At 72.2% G+C, this 22,411-nt stretch carries 31 protein-coding genes; 18 read left to right on the top strand and 13 right to left on the bottom strand.

Features of this window, described 5'->3' with window-relative positions:
- Positions 1-4: 4 nt before the first annotated feature.
- Together ACZ6C6_RS07175 and ACZ6C6_RS07170 are read right to left on the bottom strand one after the other, a co-directional pair.
- A complete protein-coding gene (locus ACZ6C6_RS07175; RefSeq protein ID WP_469199957.1) occupies positions 5-1,441 on the bottom strand; it encodes an MFS transporter in 1,437 nt (478 codons plus the stop codon).
- Positions 1,438-2,100 carry a TetR/AcrR family transcriptional regulator gene (locus tag ACZ6C6_RS07170; RefSeq protein ID WP_469199955.1) on the bottom strand — a complete coding sequence of 221 codons (663 nt, stop codon included), beginning with the start codon at positions 2,098-2,100 and terminating at the stop codon, positions 1,438-1,440. The genes ACZ6C6_RS07175 and ACZ6C6_RS07170 overlap by 4 nt, the downstream gene beginning before the upstream one ends.
- A gap of 125 nt (positions 2,101-2,225) precedes the next feature.
- Between ACZ6C6_RS07170 and ACZ6C6_RS07165 the strand changes: the two genes are divergently transcribed.
- The 11 genes from ACZ6C6_RS07165 (at position 2,226) to ACZ6C6_RS07115 (ending at position 8,228) form a co-directional block, all read left to right on the top strand.
- A complete protein-coding gene (locus tag ACZ6C6_RS07165) occupies positions 2,226-2,546 on the top strand; it encodes a gas vesicle protein GvpO (RefSeq protein ID WP_469199953.1) in 321 nt (106 codons plus the stop codon).
- Positions 2,547-2,579: 33 nt separating this feature from the next.
- Positions 2,580-3,020 (top strand): gas vesicle protein GvpJ, encoded by a 441-nt coding sequence (gvpJ, locus tag ACZ6C6_RS07160; RefSeq protein WP_469199951.1) that lies wholly within the window; start codon positions 2,580-2,582, stop codon positions 3,018-3,020.
- A gap of 3 nt (positions 3,021-3,023) precedes the next feature.
- Positions 3,024-3,773 carry a GvpL/GvpF family gas vesicle protein gene (locus ACZ6C6_RS07155; RefSeq protein ID WP_469199949.1) on the top strand — a complete coding sequence of 250 codons (750 nt, stop codon included), beginning with the start codon at positions 3,024-3,026 and terminating at the stop codon, positions 3,771-3,773.
- Between the two features lies 1 nt (position 3,774).
- Entirely contained in the window at positions 3,775-4,029 is a 255-nt protein-coding gene (locus tag ACZ6C6_RS07150; protein ID WP_469199947.1) for a gas vesicle protein GvpG, read from the top strand.
- 7 nt (positions 4,030-4,036) lie between these two features.
- Complete coding sequence (locus ACZ6C6_RS07145; protein WP_469199945.1) at positions 4,037-4,903, top strand: histone protein; 867 nt, start codon at positions 4,037-4,039, stop codon at positions 4,901-4,903.
- A 6-nt stretch (positions 4,904-4,909) separates the two neighbouring features.
- Complete coding sequence (locus ACZ6C6_RS07140) at positions 4,910-5,977, top strand: SRPBCC family protein (RefSeq protein ID WP_469199943.1); 1,068 nt, start codon at positions 4,910-4,912, stop codon at positions 5,975-5,977.
- Positions 5,970-6,320 (top strand): gas vesicle protein, encoded by a 351-nt coding sequence (locus ACZ6C6_RS07135; protein ID WP_469199940.1) that lies wholly within the window; start codon positions 5,970-5,972, stop codon positions 6,318-6,320. The genes ACZ6C6_RS07140 and ACZ6C6_RS07135 overlap by 8 nt, the downstream gene beginning before the upstream one ends.
- Before the next feature lie 19 nt (positions 6,321-6,339).
- Positions 6,340-7,134: a GvpL/GvpF family gas vesicle protein gene (locus tag ACZ6C6_RS07130; RefSeq protein ID WP_469199939.1), complete on the top strand. Its 795-nt coding sequence runs from the start codon at positions 6,340-6,342 to the stop codon at positions 7,132-7,134.
- A gap of 2 nt (positions 7,135-7,136) precedes the next feature.
- On the top strand, positions 7,137-7,364 hold the full coding sequence (locus ACZ6C6_RS07125) for a gas vesicle protein (protein ID WP_073865453.1): 228 nt from the start codon (positions 7,137-7,139) through the stop codon (positions 7,362-7,364).
- A complete protein-coding gene (locus ACZ6C6_RS07120; RefSeq protein ID WP_073865454.1) occupies positions 7,361-7,639 on the top strand; it encodes a gas vesicle protein K in 279 nt (92 codons plus the stop codon). Before ACZ6C6_RS07125 ends, ACZ6C6_RS07120 begins: the two co-directional genes overlap by 4 nt.
- 136 nt (positions 7,640-7,775) lie before the next feature.
- Entirely contained in the window at positions 7,776-8,228 is a 453-nt protein-coding gene (locus ACZ6C6_RS07115) for an Asp23/Gls24 family envelope stress response protein (protein WP_469199937.1), read from the top strand.
- A gap of 6 nt (positions 8,229-8,234) precedes the next feature.
- Here the strand turns inward: ACZ6C6_RS07115 and ACZ6C6_RS07110 are convergent, their stop codons facing one another.
- Entirely contained in the window at positions 8,235-9,116 is an 882-nt protein-coding gene (locus ACZ6C6_RS07110; protein WP_469199936.1) for an RNA polymerase sigma factor SigF, read from the bottom strand.
- 316 nt (positions 9,117-9,432) lie between these two features.
- On the opposite strand from ACZ6C6_RS07110, the gene ACZ6C6_RS07105 reads away from it, so the two are divergent.
- Both ACZ6C6_RS07105 and sigJ read left to right on the top strand, forming a co-directional pair.
- Entirely contained in the window at positions 9,433-9,603 is a 171-nt protein-coding gene (locus ACZ6C6_RS07105; RefSeq protein WP_365677459.1) for a hydrophobic protein, read from the top strand.
- 222 nt (positions 9,604-9,825) lie between these two features.
- The gene (sigJ, locus tag ACZ6C6_RS07100; protein ID WP_469199935.1) at positions 9,826-10,785 is read left to right on the top strand and encodes an RNA polymerase sigma factor SigJ; all 960 of its coding nucleotides are present in this window, start codon (positions 9,826-9,828) and stop codon (positions 10,783-10,785) included.
- On the opposite strand, the gene ACZ6C6_RS07095 is transcribed toward sigJ, so the two are convergent.
- Positions 10,767-11,291 carry a DUF488 domain-containing protein gene (locus ACZ6C6_RS07095; protein WP_469199934.1) on the bottom strand — a complete coding sequence of 175 codons (525 nt, stop codon included), beginning with the start codon at positions 11,289-11,291 and terminating at the stop codon, positions 10,767-10,769. The genes sigJ and ACZ6C6_RS07095 overlap by 19 nt on opposite strands.
- Before the next feature lie 11 nt (positions 11,292-11,302).
- Positions 11,303-11,509 (bottom strand): hypervirulence associated TUDOR domain-containing protein, encoded by a 207-nt coding sequence (locus tag ACZ6C6_RS07090; protein ID WP_469199932.1) that lies wholly within the window; start codon positions 11,507-11,509, stop codon positions 11,303-11,305.
- Between the two features lie 131 nt (positions 11,510-11,640).
- Between ACZ6C6_RS07090 and ACZ6C6_RS07085 the strand changes: the two genes are divergently transcribed.
- Together ACZ6C6_RS07085 and ACZ6C6_RS07080 are read left to right on the top strand one after the other, a co-directional pair.
- The gene (locus ACZ6C6_RS07085; protein ID WP_469200847.1) at positions 11,641-12,411 is read left to right on the top strand and encodes a uracil-DNA glycosylase; all 771 of its coding nucleotides are present in this window, start codon (positions 11,641-11,643) and stop codon (positions 12,409-12,411) included.
- Between the two features lie 123 nt (positions 12,412-12,534).
- Positions 12,535-13,257 carry a DUF4232 domain-containing protein gene (locus ACZ6C6_RS07080; RefSeq protein ID WP_469199930.1) on the top strand — a complete coding sequence of 241 codons (723 nt, stop codon included), beginning with the start codon at positions 12,535-12,537 and terminating at the stop codon, positions 13,255-13,257.
- 21 nt (positions 13,258-13,278) lie between these two features.
- Here ACZ6C6_RS07080 and ACZ6C6_RS07075 read toward each other — a convergent pair whose 3' ends face one another.
- Positions 13,279-13,902: a cysteine hydrolase family protein gene (locus ACZ6C6_RS07075; RefSeq protein WP_469199928.1), complete on the bottom strand. Its 624-nt coding sequence runs from the start codon at positions 13,900-13,902 to the stop codon at positions 13,279-13,281.
- Between the two features lie 104 nt (positions 13,903-14,006).
- Positions 14,007-14,999, bottom strand: coding sequence for a GlxA family transcriptional regulator (locus tag ACZ6C6_RS07070; protein WP_469199926.1), 993 nt, complete (start codon positions 14,997-14,999; stop codon positions 14,007-14,009).
- A 153-nt stretch (positions 15,000-15,152) separates the two neighbouring features.
- On the opposite strand from ACZ6C6_RS07070, the gene ACZ6C6_RS07065 reads away from it, so the two are divergent.
- On the top strand, positions 15,153-15,341 hold the full coding sequence (locus tag ACZ6C6_RS07065; protein ID WP_469199924.1) for a DUF6381 family protein: 189 nt from the start codon (positions 15,153-15,155) through the stop codon (positions 15,339-15,341).
- A gap of 17 nt (positions 15,342-15,358) precedes the next feature.
- On the opposite strand, the gene ACZ6C6_RS07060 is transcribed toward ACZ6C6_RS07065, so the two are convergent.
- The 6 genes from ACZ6C6_RS07060 to ACZ6C6_RS07035 form a co-directional block, all read right to left on the bottom strand.
- The gene (locus ACZ6C6_RS07060; protein ID WP_383300465.1) at positions 15,359-15,766 is read right to left on the bottom strand and encodes a DUF6221 family protein; all 408 of its coding nucleotides are present in this window, start codon (positions 15,764-15,766) and stop codon (positions 15,359-15,361) included.
- A gap of 67 nt (positions 15,767-15,833) precedes the next feature.
- Complete coding sequence (locus ACZ6C6_RS07055; RefSeq protein WP_469199922.1) at positions 15,834-16,280, bottom strand: nitroreductase family deazaflavin-dependent oxidoreductase; 447 nt, start codon at positions 16,278-16,280, stop codon at positions 15,834-15,836.
- 115 nt (positions 16,281-16,395) lie between these two features.
- Complete coding sequence (locus ACZ6C6_RS07050; RefSeq protein WP_469199920.1) at positions 16,396-17,118, bottom strand: DUF4230 domain-containing protein; 723 nt, start codon at positions 17,116-17,118, stop codon at positions 16,396-16,398.
- A gap of 79 nt (positions 17,119-17,197) precedes the next feature.
- Positions 17,198-17,713 carry a DinB family protein gene (locus ACZ6C6_RS07045; RefSeq protein ID WP_469199918.1) on the bottom strand — a complete coding sequence of 172 codons (516 nt, stop codon included), beginning with the start codon at positions 17,711-17,713 and terminating at the stop codon, positions 17,198-17,200.
- 42 nt (positions 17,714-17,755) lie between these two features.
- On the bottom strand, positions 17,756-18,538 hold the full coding sequence (locus ACZ6C6_RS07040) for a DUF4389 domain-containing protein (RefSeq protein ID WP_469199916.1): 783 nt from the start codon (positions 18,536-18,538) through the stop codon (positions 17,756-17,758).
- A gap of 94 nt (positions 18,539-18,632) precedes the next feature.
- Positions 18,633-19,313, bottom strand: a complete 681-nt coding sequence (locus ACZ6C6_RS07035) for a VanZ family protein (protein ID WP_469199914.1) — start codon at positions 19,311-19,313, stop codon at positions 18,633-18,635.
- 127 nt (positions 19,314-19,440) lie between these two features.
- Here ACZ6C6_RS07035 and ACZ6C6_RS07030 point away from each other — a divergent pair, with 127 nt between their 5' ends.
- Positions 19,441-20,970 carry an SDR family oxidoreductase gene (locus ACZ6C6_RS07030; protein ID WP_469199912.1) on the top strand — a complete coding sequence of 510 codons (1,530 nt, stop codon included), beginning with the start codon at positions 19,441-19,443 and terminating at the stop codon, positions 20,968-20,970.
- A 67-nt stretch (positions 20,971-21,037) separates the two neighbouring features.
- Entirely contained in the window at positions 21,038-22,411 is a 1,374-nt protein-coding gene (locus ACZ6C6_RS07025; protein ID WP_469199910.1) for a cryptochrome/photolyase family protein, read from the top strand.

Genomic DNA, 22,411 nt, shown 5'->3' with positions numbered 1-22,411 from the left:
CAGCCTACTGGCGGTGGTCGTACCCCACGACGCGAGCGGGCGTTGGAGGGAGACCTCGCTGCCGGGGCAGCAGGGACGCAGGGAGCAGCCCGAGCGCGGCAAGCACCGCCACCGCGGGCAGCGCCTGGCCCATCGCGAGATCCGTTGCGGGGATGAGCCGGTGCCCCGGGTCGGTCACGGCCGACGGGGTGAGCGGCATCAGTCCGGCGGCCACGGCGATCCCGAGGACGGGGCCCACGTTCATGGCGGTCTGTTTGAGGCCGCCGACCACGCCGGCGTACCCGGGCGGCGCATCCCCGACGACGGTCCCGGTGGCGGTGACCATGACGGCGGTGAAGCCCGCGCCCAGCACCGCGAGGACGAGGCCCGTCACCTGCCAGGAGGTCTCCGGGGTCAGCCGGGAGAGACCGAGGACGGCGAGTACGACGCACAGCTGGCCGGTGATCGCGGTGCGGCGCGGCCCGAACCGGCCGAGCGCGGCCGAGGCCACGGGCGCTCCGGCGATCATGAGCAGGGTCAGCGGCAGGCAGCGCAGCCCGGTGGTGAGCGGATCGAGACCGAGCCCCTGCTGGAGGAAGAACGTGACGACGAACAGCGCGCCGAAGAGGGCGCCGGAGGTGGTGAGGAGCAGCGCCATCGAGGCCGTCACGGGCACCGAGCGCGTGACCGCCGGTGGCACGACCGGCTGGGCGCTGCGGCGTTCGTACGCGACGAGCGCCGCCCCGAGGAGCACGCTCAGCAGCAGCCCGAACCCCGTCCGGGTGCCGGTCCATCCCTCGTCGGGGATGCCGGTCAGGGTGTGGACGAGGGCGGCGAGTGCTGCGGCGAGGAGGACGCCGGCGGTGAGGTCGAACCGCCGGTGCGCGGCGGGCGGCACGTCCGGGGTCCGCACGGCGAGGGTGAGCGCGGCGATGGCCAGGGCGGCCGGGATGTTGATCAGGAAGACGGCGCGCCAGCCCCAGTGCGTGACGAGGGCTCCGCCGAGCACCGGGCCGGCAGCGGCGGCCACCCCGATGGCACTGGTCCGGAGGGCGACGGCCCGGCCGATGCGCTCGGCAGGGTAGGCCAGTCGGAGCAGGGCGAGCGTCGCCGGTTGCAGGAGCGCCCCGAAGACGCCTTGGGCGGCGCGCAGGGCGATCACGAGGCCGATGCCCTGGGCGAGGGCGATGCCGGCCGACGCGGCGCCGAAGCCGAGCACGCCGACGCACAGCAGCCGCCGGTGCCCGTACCGGTCGCCGAGCCGGCCGGCGATCACGAGGAGGGCGGCGACCGCGAGGAGATAGGCGGTGCTGGTCCACTGGACCTCGGTGACGGTCGCTCCGAGGTCGCCGCGCAGGTCCGGCTGGGCGACGAGCAGCACGGTGCCGTCCAGGGCGACGATCATGGCGCCCGCCACCGAGGCGAGGAGCGCGGCGCGGGGCCGTGCGGCGGTGAGGGTCACGCGTCCGCCCGGCCGAGGTGGGCGTCGAGCACGGCGGCGACGAGCGGGGCCGGTCCCTCGCTCGCGCCGGGCAGGGCCAGGCGCAGGCTGCCGTTCGCCCGGAGCACGGCGATGCCGTGGAGGTTGGTCCACAGGGCTGCCGCGGTCAGGGCCGGGGGCGGGGCGGGTTCGTACGAGGGTCCGGTGCCGTGTTCCGCGCGGTGGGCGCGGTCCTGGGTGACGAGCTCGACGAGCCGCGCGAACAGCGGGAGGGTCGAGTCGCGCAGGCGCGGCCCGGGCGCGTCCGCGTCACTCGCATGGGCCTCGCTGTCGAGCAGGTCGTGGCGGAACATCAGCTCGAACATTCCACCGTGCTCACCCGCGTAGTCCAGGAAGGCGTCGGCGAGGCCCCGCAGTTGGTCGCGCGGCGCCTTGCCCGCTTCGGTCGCCGCCTCGAACCGGGCGGCGAGCTCGGTGAAACCGCGCCGGGCGATGGCGGAGAGGAGTGCCTGGTGGGTCGGGAAGTAGCGGCGCGGGGCGCCGTGGGAGACCCCGGCGCGGCGGGCGATCTCGCGGAGTCCGAGCGCCGCGGAGCCCTCGGTCATGACGAGATCGACACCCGCGTCGATCAGGCGTTCCCGCAAGGAGTTCGCTCGGTCTGCTTGGTTCGCTTGGTCCATGGACAGTGTCTACCAGGGCGACGTAGACACTGTCTACACACCTGCGCTCCGGGTCACCGCGAGGCACACACCCCGATGCCGCCGCCCAAGATGCGGGCGTGGCAGGAGTGAGCAGACTGGGTGCCATGGCAGATCAGCGGCGCTCCCCGGCCGGAACCACGAAAACGGCGACCACGCGGCGCGCCCCGGCCGCACGGGGCCCCGAGCACGCGGCCCGCGCCGCCGTCCAGAGCCTGGAGGGCCTCATCGACCACCACGCGGAGGGCGTGTCCGCCGTCCGTCGCACCGACGACGGCTGGTGCGTGGTCGTGGACGTGCTCGAAGTGCCCCGGATTCCGGACACGACGAGCCTCCTCGCCTCTTACGAGGTGCAGCTCGACCGGTCCGGTGAGCTCCTGGAGTACCGCAGGGTCCGCCGGTACCGCCGGGGCGCCGCCGACGAGTGAGCGGCGTCCACTCCCCTGCCGGAAGGACATTCCATGACCGCGACCACCTACTCCGACGAAGTCGTCGCCTGCCCGCCGCGCGCCGGCACCCTGTACGACGTCCTGGAGCTGATCCTCGACCGGGGCATGGTGATCGACGTCTTCATCAGGGTCTCCCTGGTCGGCATCGAGATCCTGAAGATAGACGCGCGCATCGTCGTCGCGAGCGTGGACACCTATCTGCGGTTCGCCGAGGCGTGCAACCGGCTGGACCTCGAACGGGACTCCGGCAGCACCACGGTGCCGGAGCTGATCGGGGGCGGCGCCGTCAAGTCCATCGGCAAGCGGAAGGTGCGCAGGGCCGCCGAGTCGGTGGGCGACACCGTACGCAAGGCGGTCGGCGGCGACGACGAGGAGGAGCCGGAGAAGCGGCCGAGGAAGCGGCGTGCCCCGGCGCGCGACAGCGAGAACCGTCGCCGCCGTGCGGAGGCGTGAGCCATGACGGCCAACGATGTGTACGTGTACGCGATCACCCGGGCGGGCACCGCCCTCCCGGACGGCCAGGGCGGTGTGGGCAGCCCGCCCGCACAGCTGCGGACCGTCCGGCGGGGGCGGCTCGCCGCGGTCGTCAGCGACGCTCCCCCGGACCTCCGGGCGCGCCGCCGCGATCTGCTCGCCCACCAGGATCTGCTGCTGCGCCTGATGGACGAGGGGCCCGTGCTGCCCATGCGGTTCGGCATGGTGGCCCCCGGCCAGGAGACCGTGGAGCGGCAGCTGGCCGCTGATGAGGACAGCCATCTGGCGGCTCTGAAGCGGATCTCCGGCTGCCACGAGATCAACGTGAAGGCGCTGGCGGCCCAGGACGCGCTCGCCGATGTGGTCGCCGAGGACGGCACCGTACGCAAGCTGCGTGAGGCCGCGCGCCGGCGTCCGGGCTACGAGGCCAGTCTGCGGCTGGGCGAGGCGGTGGCCGCCTCCCTCGCGCGCCGGGCCGCCGATGCCGGGCGGCGGGTGCTGCGGGAGCTGACGCCGAGGGCCCGGGCGGTGTCTGCGGGCCCGGAGGTCCAGGGGTGCGCGCTCAATGTGTCGTTCCTGGTGGAGCGCGGGTCCGGTGCCGCGTTCCTGACCGAGGCTCGCCGGTTCGCGGACGAGAACCGGGGCCACGTGGAGCTCCGCCTCGCCGGGCCGCTGCCGTGCTACAGCTTCGTTTCCGCCGAGGCCCGGCCGGTCCCCGTGGGCGGGGGCTGAGATGGGCCTCATCACCGGTCTGCTGACGCTGCCCGTCGCCCCCGTGCGGGGGGTGGTGTGGGTGGCGGAGCGGCTGAACGACGCCGCTGAGCGGGAGTTGCGCGACCCCGGCGTACTGTGCGCTCAACTGGCCGTACTCAACCAGGAATTGGAGGCCGGGGACATCACGATCGAGGAATTCGAACGGGAAGAGGAGCGGCTGCTCGACCGGCTGCACGCCGTTCGGGCGAGCCGAGTGCCAAGCGATCGAAGGTGACGTGCTCATGGATGACGAGGCCAAGGTAGCGCTCGCAGCCGCGGTGGTCGGCGGCTACGTGCTGGGGCGGACCAAGAAGGGCCGGATGGCCCTGACCGTCGCGACGTACCTGGCGGGCCGGAGATTCGGGCTCGAACCCCGCCAGCTGGCCGCCGAGGGCATGCGCCGCCTCGGCGGTGTCCCCCAGGTCGCCGAGCTCCAGGAACAGCTCCGGGGCGAGGTCATGGACGCGGGCCGCAAGGCCGTGACGGCGGCGGCGAACCGCGGCATGTCCTCCCTGGCGGACGCGATCGGCGACCGCACCGCCCGGCTCTCCGAGGGCCGGAGCGAGGAGGACGAGGACCGGGACGAGTACGACGAAGAACCGTACGAGGACGAGGACGAGGGCGATTACGAGGACGAGGACGAGGAGGAACCGTACGAGGAAGAGCCCTGGGACGAGAACGAGGACGAGAACGAGGACGAGGAACCGTACGAGGAAGAGGAAGAGGACGACGAGGGGGACGACGAAGATCGCGAGGAGCCCGAGCCGCCGGCCAGGAAGGCACCCGCCAAGAAGGCCGCGGCCAAGAAGGCCCCCCCGAAGAAGGCACCCGCGAAGAAGCAGGCCGCCAAGAAGTCCGCCCCGGCGAAGAAGGCCGGCCCCGCCAAGAAGGCCGGAGCGAAGAAGAGCGCGGGCGAGAAGCCCGCGGCGAAGAAGACCGCACCCGCGAAGAAGGCGGCCCGGGCCAAGAAGGCGGAGCCGAAGAAATCCGCTCCGGCGAAGAAGTCCGCGGCCAAGAAGACCGCACCCGCGAAGAAGTCCGCAGCGAAGAAGAAGACGTCCTCGTCGTCCAAGCGGGCCGCTTCCAAGCGCACCGCCCGTCGGAGGTAGCGAACCATGGCCAGGACAGATCAGGAAGGGTCCGAGGCGCAGGGGTCGGGTCTCGACCGGCTCCGCGAGGAGCTGTCGGGCTTCCTCAGCGCGAAGGTGGAGGACCTCGCGGGCAAGGCGAGCGGCAAGCTGACGGATGTCGCCCAGCAGCTCACCGACTCCGCGGAGGACGGCGGCTCACTTCCCGCTGTCGCCTCGCGGGTCCTCCAGGGCGAATCGCCCCTGAAGTCGTTCGTCTCGGAGAAGGCCAAAGGCGTGAAGGACAACGTCACGGAGAAGGCCAAGGAGGCGTTCGGCGGCGGCAAGGGCAAGAGCAAGTCGGGCGGGGGCGGCAAGTCGATGAACATCGTGGAAGTCCTCGACGTCGGCGTGCCCCTGCGTACGGCGTACGACTACTGGACCCAGTACGACCGCTTCAGCAGCTTCGCGAAGGGCGTCGAGAACGTCTCGGCGGAGAACGAGGCCAAGAGCGACTGGAAGGTCAAGATCGGCCCGTCCTCGCGCAGCTTCAAGGCGACCGTCCAGGAACAGATCCCCGATGAACGCATCGTCTGGACCTCGGAGGGCTCCAAGGGCACGACGCGCGGTGCCGTCAGCTTCCATGAGCTGACGCCGAACCTGACTCGCATCGTGCTGGTGGTCGAGTACTACCCGTCCGGCTTCTTCGAGAAGACGGGCAACCTCTGGCGGGCCCAGGGGCGCCGCATCCGCCTGGACTTCAAGCACTTCCAGCGGTACGTCACCCTCACCGACGAGGAGCCCGACCCCTGGCGCGGCGAGATCCGCGACGGCGAGGTCGTCGTCTCCCACGAGGACGCCGTGGCCGAGGAGGAGGAGTCCGAGGGCGACGAGGAGCAGCCGGAGGACGAGGAGTACGAGGGCGAAGAGGACGAGGACGAGGACGAAGACGAGGGCGAGGAAGGCGAAGAGGACGGGGAGGACTACGAGGACGAGTGGGAGGACGAGGAGGAACCGGAAGAGGAACCGGAGGAAGAAGAGGAAGAGGAAGACGAGGACGACGAGGAGGAGCCCGCCCCGAGCAGGCGGCGCACCCGGAGGTCCCGTCGTGACTGATCTCGACTTCCGGCAGGACGCCGCCTACGCGCCCGCCGGCCCGCACACGACCAACCTCGCCGACATCCTCGAACGCGTCCTGGACAAAGGCATCGTCATCGCCGGTGACATCAAGATCGATCTGCTGGACATCGAACTGCTCACCATCCGGCTGCGCCTGTTCGTCGCCTCCGTCGACACGGCGAAGAAGGCTGGGATCGACTGGTGGGAGACCGACCCGGCGCTCAGTTCGCACGCGGCGCGCAACGCGCTGCAGGACGAGAACCGGGAACTGCGGGCCCGCCTCGACGCCCTGGAGTCACAGGCGTCCGACCCGAGTCAGTCGTCGAAGTCACGGAACTGAGCCGAGGAGACCCCCGCACATGACCGAGGACACCCGCTCGTCCGCGGATGCCCGTGCCGTTTACGTCTACGCCGTCTGCCGCACCGATGAGCACCCGGTCCCCAGCGGCCCGACGGGCGTCACGCGCGAGAGTCCGCTGCGGGCCCTGGCCCTCGGGCCCGCGCTCGCCGCCGTCGTCCAGACCGTACGGGCGGCCGACTTCACCGACGAGGCGTGGCAGGCCCGGCTCACCGACGAGCGCGAACTCGAACGGTACGCACGAGCCCATCACGAGGTCGTGTGCGCGACGGCCGCCCGGCACCCGACGGTGCCCCTCCCGCTGGCGACGCTCTACCACGACGAGGATCGGGCCCGGGCGGCACTGGCCAAGGAGACGGGGCGCTTCCACGCCGCGCTGGACCGTACGGCGCGCCACGCCGAGTGGGGCGTCAAGGTGTACGTGGCCGACGCACCGGCCCGCGAGGCGGCGGAGACCGGCTCGCAGCGCCCCGCTCCCGGCGCCGGGCGCGCCTATCTCGACCGGAAGCGGAACCTGCGGGACCGACGGGAACGGAACCGGATGGATGCGCTGCGGATCGCCGACGTGGTCGACACGGACGTCAGCGGCCTGGCCACCGCCTCGCGCAGGCTGCCCCCGCACGGCCCCCGGGTGCCGGACGAGCGGCGCACCCAGGTGCTCAACGCCACGTATCTGGTGGCCGAGGACCGGGCGGCGGAGCTGGCGCGGCTGGCGGAGAGCCTCCGCGAGCGGACCGGGGCACAGGTCGAGCTGTCGGGGCCCTGGGTCCCGTACTCCTTCGTCGGCGAGGTGTAGAGGTGGAGCGCTCCGTCGTGCCGTGGGACGAGCCCGAACCGCTGAGCGGGCCGATCGGGGTGCCTCTGGTCGATCTGCTGGACCGGGTGCTGGCGACCGGGGTGGTCATCAGCGGGGACCTGGTCATCGCGATCGCCGATGTGCCTCTCGTACGCCTGTCGCTGCACGCGCTGCTGTCGTCGGTCAGCGAGCGGGTGCCGGCGCCCTGGGCCGACGGGGGGCCGCTGTGACGGACGCGCGGGTGGATCTGGACTCCGGCAAGGTGGGCCAGGACCTCGTCACGCTGGTGCTCACTGTGGTCGAGCTGCTGCGCCAGCTGATGGAGCGCCAGGCGATCCGCCGGATCGACGAGGGCGACCTCACCGAGGAGCAGACCGAGGAGATCGGCACGACGCTGATGCTCCTGGAGCAGCGGATGACGGAGCTGTGCGAGCAGCACGGGGTGCGGCCCGAGGACCTGAATCTGGACCTCGGGCCGCTGGGGACGCTGCTGCCCCGCGACTGAGCCGGAGGTCTCCCCCGGGTGCGGCGATCACCCGAATGGCGGGGCCGCGGGATGCGGAGGAGAGTGGGATGAGGGGCGGAACGGCTTCCGCCGGGCAGCCCCTCTCCCACCCCAGCTCTTCCCGTGTGAGGAACTCATGGCGACCAACGAAAGCGGCGGCACCACTCTGGACGGCGGCGCGGCAGGCGGCACGCGAGGCACGACGACCATCGCGGACAACGTGGTGTCGACCATCGCCGGTATCGCGGTACGGGAGACCGACGGGGTCAATTCCGTCGGCAAGGGCCCGTCGCGAGCGCTCGGAGCCGTCAAGGACAAGGTCTCCCGCTCCAACGACCCGGGGCGGGGCGTCAAGGTGGAGGTCGGCGAGAAGCAGACCGCCATCGACGTCGACATCGTCGTGGAGTACGGCGCCCCCATCCTGGACACCGCGCGCAGCCTCCGTACGAACGTCACGGACGCGGTCGAGACGATGACCGGTCTCGAAGTGGTCGAGATCAACATCAACGTCACCGACGTCCATGTTCCGGGTTCGGACGACGACGAGGACGAGGACGAATCGTCCTCGCGCGGTTCGCGCGTCCGGTGACCGTCCCTAGTCCTCGGTGAGGATGCCTTCGCGGAGCCTGCCCAGTATGCGGGCGATGAGCCGTGAGACGTGCATCTGGGAGAGACCGAGCCGTTCACCTATCTGGGACTGCGTCATCTCCTGCCCGAAGCGCATCTGGACGATGGCGCGCTCCCGTTCGTCCAGCGTCTCCAGCAGGGGCGCGAGGGCGTGCAGGTTCTCGACCAGTTCGATTCCCGGGTCGCACTCGCCGGTGATGTCCGCGTGGGTGCGGCTCACCCCGCTGGGACTGTCGGACTCCGCCCCGTCGAGGGGTACGTCCAGCGAGTGCGCGGTGTAGCCGTTGGAGGCGACCAGGCCCTCGATGACCTCCTCCTCGCTGATGCCGAGCCGTTCCGCCAGCTCGGCGACGGTGGCCTCCCGGCCGAACGAGGTGGCCAGCTCCTCCTTGGCCTTGGCGAGGGTGACCCGGAGTTCCTGGAGCCGCCGGGGCACATGGACGGACCAGGTGGTGTCCCGGAAGAAGCGCTTGATCTCACCGACGATATAGGGAATGGCGAACGAGGTGAATTCGACTTCCCTGCTGAGTTCGAAGCGGTCGATGGCCTTGATCAGGCCGATGGTTCCCACCTGGATGATGTCTTCCATCTGGCCGTTGCCGCGGTTTCGGTACCGGGCCGCGGCGAAGTGCACCAGGGTGAGGTTCATCTCGATGAGCGTATTGCGGGCGTACTGATACTCCGCAGTGCCCTCTTCGAGGGTCTGCAACCGGTCGAAGAACAGCTTGCTGAGTGCCCGGGCGTCCTTGGGCGCCACCTTCAACGGATCGGCGATCTGCGGGAGTTCGGCCGGAGCACCAGTCGTGGTTCCCGGCACCTGCGCAGATACGGATGTCGGCATGGCGATCATTCCCTTCCGTCGGACAGCGACTGCTTACGCATGCGCGAAGCTGCGACTACCCGGAGCCATGCGTTCCACACACACCTGTGCGACAAAGACCGTGACGGATCCGCCGCCCGGAGCGGAGGGAGGCTCAGCGCGGGGGGCGACCCGGAAGACGTCGGCGCTCACCTCGTGGGCACCGTCCTCGTTGCCGAGGACGGCCGCCATGCCCCCCTTTGCCGGAGGGAACTGCTGCCCCTCGTCGTCGGTTTCGGAGATGCCGGCGTTCGGCAGGAATACAGGAGAAGGGCCGGGGCATCCGTTGTTTCGGAGGTTGATACCCATGGTTCCCGTGATTCTGGTTCTTCTGCTCGCGCTCATTCTCTTCGGGGCGGGTTTCGCCCTGAAGGCCCTGTGGTGGATAGCCGTCGCCGTACTCGTGGTGTGGCTGCTCGGGTTCGTCGTCCGCCCGGCGGGCGGCGGTGGAAAGCGAGGCCGCTGGTACCGCTGGTAGATCCGGCCGGGCGACACGTCGCAGCGGCGCATGAAGTGAGGGCCGGCCGGGAATTCCCGGCCGGCCCTCACTTCTTCGTACGGCGGCTCGGTACTGTCTCAACGATCCGACGACATGGATCCACCCAAGGTGAGGCCCCCGGCCGCCTCACATTCCGGCGGGCTGTTCCGTCGAACCGTCAGCAGCGGAATCGGACCACGACGATCAGGGGCGGTCGCGTACATGAGCACACCTTCCGAGCCGGACCTCAGCGCCGTCATGGGCGAGCGGCGGCAGCTGATGAACCTCGCCTACCGGATGCTCGGTTCGGTCGCCGAGGCGGAGGACGCCGTACAGGAGACGTACGCCCGGTGGTACGCGATGCCACCGGCGCAGCGGGACGCCATCGCGTCGCCCGGGGCGTGGCTGACCACAGTGGCCAGCCGGGTCTGCCTCGACGTACTGGGGTCGGCGCGGGTCAGGCGGGAGCGTTACGTCGGCGAGTGGATACCGGAGCCGCTGCCGGACCGTTCCGAGTGGGTCGGCGGGCGCGCCGACGGCGGCCGCGCCGACCGGGCGGACCCCGCGGACCGGGTCACCCTGGACGAGTCCGTGAACATGGCGTTCCTGGTGGTGCTGGAGTCCATGACTCCGGCCGAGCGGGTGACGTTCGTCCTGCACGACGTCTTCCGGTACCCCTTCGCCGAGGTGGCGGACATCGTCGGCCGGAGCGCCCCGGCCTGTCGGCAGCTCGCCGCATCGGCCCGCAGGCGCCTCCGGGACGCCCGCGCCGAGGCGGTCCCGGCGGCCGGGCAGGCGGTCCTGGTGCGGGCGTTCAAGGACGCCTGGGAGGCCAAGGACATCGGGGCGCTGATCGGACTCCTCGGCCCGGAGGCGGCGATGGTCACCGACGGCGGCGGACTGGCCGGGGCCGCCCTGCGCCCGGTCGAGGGCGCCGAGCGCGTCGCCCAGTACCTGGTCCACTTCGCGGACAAGGTGCCCGAACTCCTGCTGCTGGAACGCACGGTGAACGGGCGGCCCGGCCTGGTCGCCCAGCACGCCGGGGTCACCGTCACCGTGGCCGCGTTCGGCATCGCAGGGGGCCGCGTTCACCGCGTCTGGGCGGTGCGCAACCCGGAGAAGCTGCGGCCGTGGCCCGGGCACGGCGGATCGGGCGCGCCGTCTCAGTCGTGGGGCGGGTAGGTCAGCCGGCCGTCGCGGACCCGCGCGTCCTTGTTCAGGACCGCGGGCCGCGTCGAGGTGGGTGACAGGATGTCCACGACCTCGGCGCCCGCGACGATCAGCGCGTCGGTGATCAGTCTGCGGTGGCAGCGCCACGGCACGGCCTCGCTGCACATGATCGCCGGCCGGGAGTCCTCGGCGAGTTCCAGGAGTTCGTCCAGCCCTTCCCGGAACGCGTCCGTCGCCATGTAGTCGGCGTAGTCGCGGAATGCCTTCACCCGCCAGGCGCCGTTCTCGGTCGGAACGCCCTTGGGAGTGTGCCGACGGCCTCCCAGCTTCGGGAGCCACCGGTATCCGATACCGGGCGGCAGCGCATCGACGATGTTCCGCTGGTTCCACTGCGGAAGCTTCCGGGACGACGGGTACGAGCGCACGTCGGCCAGCAGGGTGACGTCGTTGCGGCGCAACAGCTCCACCAGCTCACCGAACTCCCTGGTCGAGTGGCCGATCGTGCAGATCCGGTGCACGGCGCCGGCCCTCAGGCCTTCTTCAGCGCGCTGCCCTTGTGCATGGCCAGGTGGCCGGTCCTGTCGCTCTTGATCTCGTACTGCGGTTCCTCCTTGCTGCAATGCCGGGTGCGGCCCTTGAATTCGACGTCGCTGGTGTGTTTCCCGGTGATGACGCCTTCGACGTGACCGGCTTCGGAGTTCCATCGCACGTGGTCCCCGACGGCGAAGTCCTTCATGGTCCGGTTTCCTTTCGCTTCTCGTCGTGGTCAGGGCCGTTTCGACGGCCTTGGTCCCTTTCGCCCTGGGTACGCTCATTCCGGTGAACACGCCACCGGGCGGAAGTCAGGAACGCGGAAGCGGGTCGATCATGTCCACCGCCGAGGACTACCCCGTACGGGCCGCCGCCCGCTCCCGTACGCTGGCCGGGCTCGACGGGCGGCTGGTCACCTGCCGTGCCTGCCCCCGCCTCGTGGAGTGGCGCGAGGAGGCCGCCCGGACCAAGCGCGCCGCGTTCCGCGACTGGGAGTACTGGGCCCGTCCCGTACCCGGCTTCGGGCCCCCCGACGCCTCCCTGGCCATCACGGGCCTGGCGCCTGCCGCGCACGGCGGGAACCGGACCGGCAGGATGTTCACCGGCGACCGGGCCGGGGACCTGCTGTACGCCACGCTGTACGAACTGGGGCTGGCCTCCCGGGCCACGGTGACGGACCTGGCCGACGGGCTCGAACTGTACGGGGTCAGGGTGACGTCGCCGGTCCACTGCGCGCCTCCCGGAAACCGCCCTACTCCGGGCGAGCGGGACACGTGCCGGCCGTGGCTGGCCCGGGAGCTCCAGTTGCTGCGGCCCACGGTGCGGTCGGTCGTCGTGCTCGGCGGCTTCGGCTGGCAGGCGACCCTGGCCGCCCTGGAACGCGCCGGGTGGCGGGTGCCCCGGCCCAGGCCGGTGTTCGGCCACGGCGCCCGTACGGTGCTGCAACCGGCCGGCGGGGCGGGCCACCCGCTGACGGTGTTCGGCTGCTACCACGTCAGCCAGCGCAACGTCTTCACCGGCCGGCTCACCCCGGCGATGCTCCGCGAGGTGCTGGCCGGGGCGGCGGGGACGGCGGGGCTGCCGGTGGTCCGGCCGGATCCGGAGTGACGCGCCCCACCGCGGCTGCTCAGCGTGATGCCCAGCTCCGCCGCCTCGGGGCCGCTCCGGAGCAGCTGGATTCTTTGCCAGATCATCAGGTTGGACCGCAAGAAAATCGAGCACCCGTCCCTTATGGGCTCACTTTCTCGCACCACCGCCGCCCCCGCACCGTTCGGACACGCGCCCCGTCCGCGAGGGCGCAAGGCGGCCGGGAGAGCGCGTACGCTCCGCCGCTGCCTCCTCGCGCCGGTCGCGATGATGTCCTTCGCCCTCGTCGCGGCGGGCTGCGACGACGACGGCTCCGGAGTTGAGGGCGCGCCCTCGCCCGCGGCCCACGCCGGGACGACGGCCCCCGCCCGGACCTCGCCGCAGCCTTCCGGCCCGGCCTCCTCGCCCCCGGCGACGGCGCCGTCCTCCCCCGCCGCGTCCAGCGGGTCCGGGGCCGGCGCCTCCGGTCCCGGCCGGTGCACGGCCGAGGGCCTGGGCATGAGCGTGAAGCGCGGCGACGGCGGCGCCGGGCAGGTCTACTACGAGCTCACCTTCGTGAACAAGTCCGGGCACTCCTGCGCCCTGAACGGCTTCCCCGGCGTGTCCCTGATCCAGCGCGACGGCGCCGTCATCGGCGCACCGGCCGAACGGGACGGCGCCTCGCACGGGGCGACGACGCTGGCTCCCGGCAGGACGGCGCACGTCGTGCTGCACACGCTGAACCAGGGCATCGCGGACGGCGGCTGCTGGAAGCAGGGCGACTACCTGCGGGTGTACCCGCCGGGCTCCAAGGAGGCGCTGACCCTGCGGGACCCGCAGATCCGTGTCTGCGGCGACCGCTTCACGACCACGTCGGTCGAGCGCTGACGTCTCCCGCCCGGGGCCCCGTCAGGCGGGGAGGTCGTCCACCGTGGCGGCGACGGGGGCGAAGAGGTCGCCCACGGCGGTGAGCGCGGCGGTCTTCAGCGCTGCGGCCGGGACCACCGTGCCGTCGGGCGAGGCCAGGCTGCGGGTGGCCGTGGCCTCGGCGACGACGGCGGGCCGGTAGCCGAGGTTGAACGCGCCCTGCGCGGTGTGCGTGACGCACATGTGGGCCATGAACCCGGCGAGCACCAGGTCCTTGCCGCTGCCGGGCTCCGCGCCCAGGGCGGTGAGGGTGTTCTCCAGCTCCGTGCGGTGGAAGGAGTTCGGGAACTGCTTGACGACCACCGCCTCGCCCTCGCGGGGCGCCACTTCGTCGCTGAGGGCGCCGATGTGCTCGCGGATGTCGTACGGGGAGCCCTCGCCGCCGTCGTGGATGACATGGATCACCGGCGTGCCCGCGGCCCTGGCCCGGTCCAGGAGCCGCGCGCAGGCCGCGACGGCCTCCTCGGCGCCCTCCAGGGCCATGACGCCGGTGCGGTAGGTGTTCTGGACGTCGATGAGGATCAGGACGGATTCGCTCAGCCGGGGCAGCCGGGCGTCCAGGCCGGAGACCTCGCGGAGGGTCGCGGAGGGCTGGTTCGTGGTCATGGTGGTGCCTTTCTGGGGGTTGTTTCCCGGTTCGCCGGAAGTGTTTCGGGCAGGGCGGAGCCGTCCGCCGTGCCCGGCGGTGGTTGTCGGGGTGTCCGGACCGGTCAGGCCGCGTGGGTACGGAAGCGGCGGCGGTAGGCGGCCGGTGTGGTGGCGATCTGCCGCCGGAACACACGGTGCAGGGTCTCCGCCGACCCGAGTCCGGAGGCGGACGCCACCCGGTCGAGCGGGTCGTCGGTCGTCTCCAGGAGCCGGCGGGCCGCCTCGACGCGGGCGGACTCCACATAGGCGGCCGGCGAGACGCCGGTCTCCTGTTTGAAGACCCGGGCGAAGTGGCGCTCGCTCAGACACATCCGCGCCGCGAGCACCGGTGCGGACAGGTCCTGGTCGAGGTGGTCCGCGATCCACAGCCGCAGCGCGTCGATCTCGCGCCGGGAGGCGGCCGGTCTGCTCAGGGGTACGGAGAACTGGCTCTGTCCGCCCTGCCGCTTGAGGTACATCACCAGCTGGCGTGCCACAGCGAGCGCGGTGTCCTCGCCCAGGTCCTCGGCCACCAGGGCGAGCGCGAGGTCCAGGCAGGCGCTGATGCCCGCGCCGGTCCACACCCGGCCCCGGTCGGCGCGTACGAAGATCGGGTCCGCGTCGACCGTGACCTCCGGGTGCGCGGCGGCCAGCTGGGCGGCGGTCGACCAGTGCGTGGTCGCCGTCTTCCCGTCCAGGAGCCCGGCGGCTGCCAGCAGATGCGCGCCGACGCACACGGACGCCACCCGGCGGGCGTGCGGGGCGGTCTGCCTCACCCAGGTCACGATGTCGGCGTCGATCCGGGCGACGGGCCCGGCGTCGGTGACGTCGACCGCGCCGGGCACCAGCAGGGTGTCGACCTCCCGGCCCACCTCGCCGAAGGTGAGGTCGGTCAGCAGCCGCACCCCCGCCGAGGTCCGGACCTCGCCCGCCTCGGGACCGGCGAGCCGGACCCGGTAGCGGTCGCGGCCCCCGGAGACCCTGTTGGCCAGGGCGAAGACCTCGGCGGGGCCGGAGACGTCGAGGAGATCGACGCCGGGGAAGACCGCGATGACGACGCGGTGTGCGGTGGACATGACTCCATCCTCGTGGGCCCCGCGGATGGCCGCAATGACGGTTCCCTGTCACATCCGGACATCGATGCGGCGCGACCCGCGTCCGAGATGCGGGTGCGCGGGCGCGCTGGTTCGCTGGGATGGACGGCTCTCCACCGAGAACCTGGAGTGATCATGAGCGTTGCGGACGAGACCGGCGGCCGGGCCGAGCGCATCCGGGCGAAGGCCGAGGAGATGCGGGAGACCGCCGAGCGCACATCGGACCCCCGGGAGCGGCGGCGCCTGGAGGACAAGGCCCGCCGGCTCCAGGAGCGGAGCGACCAGGTGACCACCAAGGGCGACCACGGGATGAACGCGCTCTGAGCCGACGGACCCGTCCGCTACTGGGTGAACCGGGGCAGCCACTTCACCAGGTAGTCGGGGTGGCCCGCGTTCTCGGCGGCCAGCTGCCGGACCACGAAGCCCAGGCCGAAGGCCCGGCCCGAGGCGAAGTCGCGCTGCGGGCGGTCCACGTCGAGCGCGGCCACCTCGGCGTACTCGTCCAGGAGGACCCGGTTGGTCTCGATGCGCTGGAGCGTCCGGGCCGGGTCCTGGCGGACGATGTGCCGGTCGTAGGCGTGGCCGTGCGTACGCAGGGTGAAGGCGATCGCGCCGCCCCGGTCGTGGATCTCGCCCGGCGACTCGGCCGGGCACCGCCATGCCTCGCCGCCGGCCGCCCGCGCGAGGTCCTCTTCCTCGTCGAGGCGCGCCCTGACGAAGGCGACGAGGTCGGAGTTGTCTGTCGTCATCTGGTTCCGCATCCTTCCGCTCGGCCCCACCCCCTGGGGGCCGAGCTGGACACTATCCCGACGTGCCTCAGTGGCTCCCGTCCACCGGCTCCAGTACGAACACCGGGATCTGCCGGTCCGTCTTCTTCTGGTAGTCGGCGTAGTCGGGGAACGCGTCGACCGCGCGTTCCCACCACTGCTCCTTCTCGGCGCCGGTCACCTCACGTGCCGTCATGTCACGCCGCTCCGGGCCGTCCTGGAGCTCGGCGCGCGGCTCGGCCTTGAGGTTGTGGTACCAGACGGGGTGCGTCGGGGCGCCGCCCTGGGAGGCGACCACCGCGTACCGGCCGTCGTGCTCGACGCGCATCAGGGGCGTCTTGCGGATCTTCCCGCTCTTGGCTCCCACGGTCGTCAGGATGATGACGGGCATGCCGCGCATCGTCGTCCCTTCCGTGCCGCCCGAGCTCTCGTACTGCTCGACCTGGTCGCGAACCCACTGGGAGGGGCTCGGCTCGTACTCGCCCTGGAGAGGCATGTGTTCTGTCCCGTCGTCGGTCTGTCCGCCGTGGCACCTGGTCGGCCGCGGCATCTCATCATGGCTTCAACGACTTCTGGGGCCGGGCTAATCCGCCCCGGCCGTCGTGTCGCGGTCAGGAACGGCCGGTGCCCTCGGTGCCGTAGCGGACCGTGACCTGCTCGAAGCCCAGGGATTCGAGCAGGCCCTTGAGCATCGCGGTGGTGTTCTTCTCGGCGCGCTGCGCCAGGCCGCTCTCCTTTGCCGCGTCGCCGATGTGGCGTGCGGCCAGCTTGTTGACGGCCTGTTCACTGCCGGGGTTGTCGGAGAAGAAGTCGCCGAGCCGGTCGAGGAGGCCGCGCTGCTTCGACACCGCGTAGGAGCGGTCGGGGTCGAGCGCCGGCTTGCCCAGGACCGCGTGCGGGAGCCGGAGTTCGGCGGTGGTGCGGTCCTCGTTCACGACCACTCCCCCGCTCGTCACGCGCCCGAGGTCGACGTACGCGGACACGGTGCCGGCTCCGACGTACAGCGTGCGGCTGCCCCGGATCACGTCGGGGACGTACTTGGTGTCCTTCTCCAGGTCGACCACGACCTGGAAGTTGCCGGCCGCCGCCTCGTACCTGCTCATGTCCTGGATCGACTTGAGCACCGCGGGGCCCGTACGGTCGTGGGTCTCCTCGCCGAAGATGTCGCCCAGGCCGGGCAGCAGGCTGAGGCGGGTGCCGAGGAGCAGCAGGGCGAGTGCGCCCGCGCATAAGGCGGCGGCGCGCCCCCAGCGGCGGTTGCGACGGCGGCGGCGGCCGTCGTCGGCCGGGCCGGGCTTCGTGGACGGTTCTGTCGCCGGGTCGGTGGAGGTCATACGGTCCGTATGACCCGGCCCGCCGGGTTCACGCAGGACGGCCCGCGCCGGGGCCGGCCCCGGCGCCCGCCCAGGCCCCTCAGGCCCCGGTGACCCCGTCCAGCCGCTCGCGCACCAGGTCGGCGTGGCCGATGTGGCGCGCGTACTCCCCGATCATGTGGACGTGGACGAGGCGCAGCGAGTACACCTCCCCGTTGTGGGTGAACGTGTCGTCCAGCGAGGCGCCGGCGACGATCTCGTCGGCGAGCCGGCACTCCTCGACCAGCCGGGCGTAGTCCTCGGCGGCCGTGGCGGGGTCCAGGTCCTCGAAATCCGCGTCCCTGCCCTTGGCCGGGTCGTACAGGGGCTCCAGCTCCTGCCCGGCGAACCGCTGCCGGAACCAGGTGCGTTCGACCTTGGCCATGTGGCGTACGAGCCCCAGCAGGGACAGGTTCGACGGCTCCACGGTCCGTTCGGCGAGCTGTTCACCGGTGAGTCCGGCGCACTTCTGGAGGAGGGTCGAACGGAACCAGCCGAGATAGCCGGTGAGCATCTCCCGTTCGGCGGCGACGAGCGAGCCGGGCGTACGGGTGGCTGCGGGTGCGGTCCAGGTCATCCAGCGATCATGCACCCTGAACGGCTGTTCGTACGAGTGGTTTTACGCGCCCATGCCGTAGTCGTCGCCGTTCGAGCCGGAGCGGGTCACGGAAGTCGTGGCACCGCCGACGAGCCCGAGGACCAGGAAGAGGACCACCAGCGCCTTGCCCGCGGTGCTCATGACCAGCGGCCTGGTGGCGGAGCGTGGCCGGCCCTGCGGTACGGAGAGGTCGTCGTCGCCGAAGAGTCCCTTGGGGTAGGCGGGGCTGAGCAGGGAGAAGTAGGCGGAGACCCGCATCTCGTAGCGCAGGGTGGCCGCCGTGGCCTCGAACAGCGGGCGGGGCATGCGCCCCAGGATGAGGGTGATGAGCCACCACAGGAGGGCCAGGACGGACCAGCCGGACGTCGCGAGGCCCTGCACGATGGCGGCGGGGATGACCAGGATCAGCCGGAAGAACACGGCGAGCCGGTTCAGCCGCGTCGGGCGGACGTCGATGCGGACGGGGTGGTCCGGCGGCTGGGACAGGCTGAAGGGCGGGTAGCGGTCGACGAGGAGCATGGCGCTCGCGCCGACGCGTGTCCGGTAGGCCAGGACCTGGGCGAGGAAACGGTAGACGGGCCCGGGCAGCCGGCCGAGCGCCAGGGCGGCGAACCAGCCGAAGACGACGGTGAAGAAGGCCCCGATCTCCAGGAAGAACAGCACGATGAAGTGCGGGATCAGCAGGAGCAGCCGGAAGAGGACGGTGAGCCGCCGTTGGCGGGCGGGCTCCACGACGTCCAGCACGGGCCGGAACTCGTCGGCGTCCCCGGCGCGCGGCCCCGGGCTCCACTGGGCGTCGGTCATGTCGCTCCTCTTCGGCGGTGGCCTTCCACCGTCGGCCCGCCGGACAGGGGCCGCAATCGGCCACGGGCCGATCGGGTAGCCGTACCGCCGCAGGTCAGCGCTTGCGGGGCCGGCCGCGCACGGCCCCGCGGCGGACGCCGTGCCGCAGCCGCGACCAGACGGACGCGGGCCGCCCGGTACGGCGGGGCGCGGCCTTCGTACGGGGCTTCGGCTTCGTACGCGCGGCCTTCGTACGGGGCGCGGCCTTCGGGGAGTCCGCCGGCGCTCGCTCCGGGTCCTCCGCGAGGACGTGGTAACGGTGGCTCAGGCGCCGCCCCACCAGCAGGTAGGCCAGCAGGGCGCCCGCCGTGTTGAGGATGACGTCGTCCACGTCGAAGGCGCGGCCCCGTACGACCGCCCCCTGCACCAGTTCCACGAGGGCGATGACCGCGACGGTGAGCAGGAACATGCGGAGCATCCGGAGCCGTCGCGGGACGAGGATGGGCAGCAGGACGCCGAAGGGCATGCCGAGCAGCAGATTGCCGCCGGCCTGCTTGCACGCCGCCAGGAACGTGTAGTCCTCGGCGTACTGCCGCAGCGAACGGCCCGGGTGCAGGTTCGACTTCACGAGTTCCTCGGAGGCGGGCGACGGGGTGAGCGTCACCTTCGCCAGCACGACCGAGAATCCGACCATGGCCACGAAGGCCAGCACCAGGATGGAGACGCGCAGCAGGAGCCGCCCCCATCCCTTGCGCCGGGCCGTGTCCCGCTGAGGTCTTGCCGCCGCTGCGTCCATGGGCCACGGATGCCCCGCGAGCGCCGGACCACTCCCGCGCCGTGCGGAACGGGCCTTCCGGCGTCAGACTGGTCGCGACAGGCCGGTCCCGCACGGCCCGGCGCATCCGGACCGATGCGGAGGTCCCATGACGGACGACCACGCCGACGCCCCCCTGAACTGCCTGGTCACCGGAGCCAGCGGCTACATCGGCGGCCGCCTGGTCCCGGAGCTGCTGGCGGCCGGGCACCGGGTGCGCTGCCTGGCCCGCACCCCGGAGAAGCTGCGCGACCACCCGTGGGCGGACGAGGTGGAGACCGTACGCGGCGATGTCACGGACGCGGCCTCGCTCGCCCCGGCGATGGACGGCATCGACGTGGCCTACTACCTGGTGCACGCGCTGACGACCGGGGCCGGTTTCGAGGAGACCGACCGGCGGGCCGCCACGGCCTTCGCGGAGCGGGCGCGGGCCGCCGGGGTCGGCCGCATCGTCTATCTGGGCGGCCTCACCCCCGAAGGCGTGTCCGAGCGGGAGCTGTCGCCGCATCTGCGCTCCCGGGCCGAGGTCGGGCGCATCCTGCTGGACTCCGGCGTGCCGACGACCGCGCTGCGGGCCGCCGTCATCATCGGCTCGGGCTCCGCGTCCTTCGAGATGCTGCGCTACCTCACCGAGCGGCTGCCGGTGATGGTGACGCCGAGCTGGGTCTCGACGCGCATCCAGCCCATCGCCGTCCGCGACGTGCTGCGCTATCTGGTGGGCAGCGCCCGCATGCCCCGGGACGTGAACCGCACGTTCGACATCGGCGGTCCCGACGTCCTCACGTACCGGGACATGATGCAGCGTTACGCGGAGGTGGCGCAGCTGCCCCACCGGGTGATCCTGCCCGTGCCGATGCTGTCACCGGGTCTTTCCAGCCACTGGGTCGGGCTCATCACTCCCGTGCCCGCGTCGATCGCCCGGCCGCTCGCGGAGTCCCTGCGGTACGAGGTGGTGTGCCGGGAGCACGACATCGCGGGATACGTCCCCGACGGGGCGGGGCAGCCGTTCTCCTTCGACACCGCGCTGCGCCTGGCGCTGCAACGGATCCGGGAGGCCCGGGTCACCACCCGGTGGTCCTCCGCCTCGGTGCCGGGCGTGCCCAGCGACCCACTGCCCACGGACCCCGACTGGGCGGGCGGCAGCCTGTACACGGACGTGCGGGAGCGCCGGGTGGACGCGTCGCCCGAGGCCCTGTGGCGGGTGGTGGAGGGCATCGGCGGGGAGCACGGCTGGTATTCGTTCCCGCTGGCCTGGGCGGTGCGCGGCTGGCTGGACCGGCTGGTGGGCGGGGTCGGCCTGCGGCGCGGCCGACGCGACACGGACCGGCTGCGGGTGGGCGACTCGCTGGACTTCTGGCGGGTCGAGGAGATCGAGCGGGGGCACCTGCTGCGGCTGCGGGCGGAGATGCGGCTGCCGGGCCCGGCCTGGCTGGAGATGTACGTGGAACGGGACGGGGAGGGCCGTTCGCGCTACCGGCAGCGGGCCCTGTTCCATCCGCGCGGGCTGCTCGGGCACGCGTACTGGTGGAGCGTCTCGCCGTTCCACGCCGTGGTGTTCGGCGGGATGGCGCGCAATATCGCGCGGGCGGCGGAGAACCGGACGTCACCCGGACGGGCGATACCGGCGGTGTCGCCCTGAACGGTGCGTCCCGGGCCGGCCGGGTGACGGCAGCATGGCTGTCCCCGCCCCCATCTGGAGTTGCGCCATGACCGTTGCGGTCGTCCTGTTCACCGCCGACCTCCGTCTGCACGACCATCCGCCGCTGCACGCCGCTCTCGCGTCGGCCGGTGAGATCGTGCCTCTGTTCGTCCTGGACAGCGCCATCGGGGCGGCGGGTTTCGACGCCCCGAACCGGCGCGCGTTCCTCGCCGACTGCCTGCGCGACCTGGACGCCGGACTGCGCGAGCGGGGCGGGCGACTGGTCATCCGGTCCGGGGACGTGGCCGATGAGGTGTGCGCGGTCGCCTCGGAGGCCGGCGCCGACGAGGTGCACGTGGCGGCGGGCGTCAGCGCGTACGCCCGCCACCGCGAGGAGCGGCTGCGGGAGGCGCTGGAGGCGGACGGGCGCCGCCTGCGCGTCCACGACGGCGTGGTCACCGCGGTGGCGCCCGGCGCCGTGACGCCTGCCTCCTCGGACCACTTCGCCGTCTTCACCCCGTACTTCAGGCGCTGGTCGCAGGAGCGGCTGCGCGACGTGTTCGGCGCACCGCGCACGGTCCGGGTCCCGAGGGAGCCGCGCTCCGAGAAGGTGCCCGCCCGCGGCGACGTCTCCGGTGTGTCGGAAGGGCTCGCCGATGGGGGCGAGGAGGCGGGGCGCAAGGCGTTCGCGGCCTGGCGGCGGCGCGGGCTCGCCGCGTACGAGGACCGGCACGACGACCTGGCGGCCGACGGCACCTCGCGGCTCTCGCCGCACCTGCACTTCGGCACCCTGTCCCCCGTCGAGCTGGTCCACCGGTCGCGGGAGGCGGGCGGCGCGGGGGCCGAGGCGTTCGTGCGGCAGTTGTGCTGGCGGGAGTTCCACTACCAGGTGCTCGCGGCCCGGCCCGCCTCCTCGCACGTGAACTACCGTGACAAGCACGACCGGTGGCGGTCCGAAGCGGACGCGGCGGACGAGGTCGAGGCATGGCGGCAGGGGCGCACCGGCTATCCGATGGTCGACGCCGCGATGCGCCAGCTGCGCCACGAGGGCTGGATGCACAACCGGGGCCGGCTGCTCACCGCCTCCTTCCTGACCAAGACGCTGTACGTGGACTGGCGGGTCGGGGCACGCCACTTCCTGGACCTCCTGGTGGACGGCGACGTCCCCAACAACCAGATGAACTGGCAGTGGATGGCGGGCACGGGCACCGACAGCCGCCCCAACCGGGTGCTCAACCCCGTCGTGCAGGGCAAGCGGCTGGACCCGGACGGCGAGTACGTCCGGCGCTGGGTGCCGGAGCTGTCACCGGTCTCCGGATCCGCCGTGCACGAGCCGTGGAAGCTGCCGGACGAGGAGCGGGAACGGCTGGACTACCCGGAGCCCGTGGTGCGGCTGGCCGACGGCCTGGCCCGGTTCCGGCAGGCGCGTGGGCTGGAGTGA

This window comes from Streptomyces sp. NPDC041814, assembly GCF_055590565.1.
The sequence above is the reverse complement of the archived record's forward strand: the minus strand, read 5'-3'. Positions and strand labels throughout refer to the sequence as shown.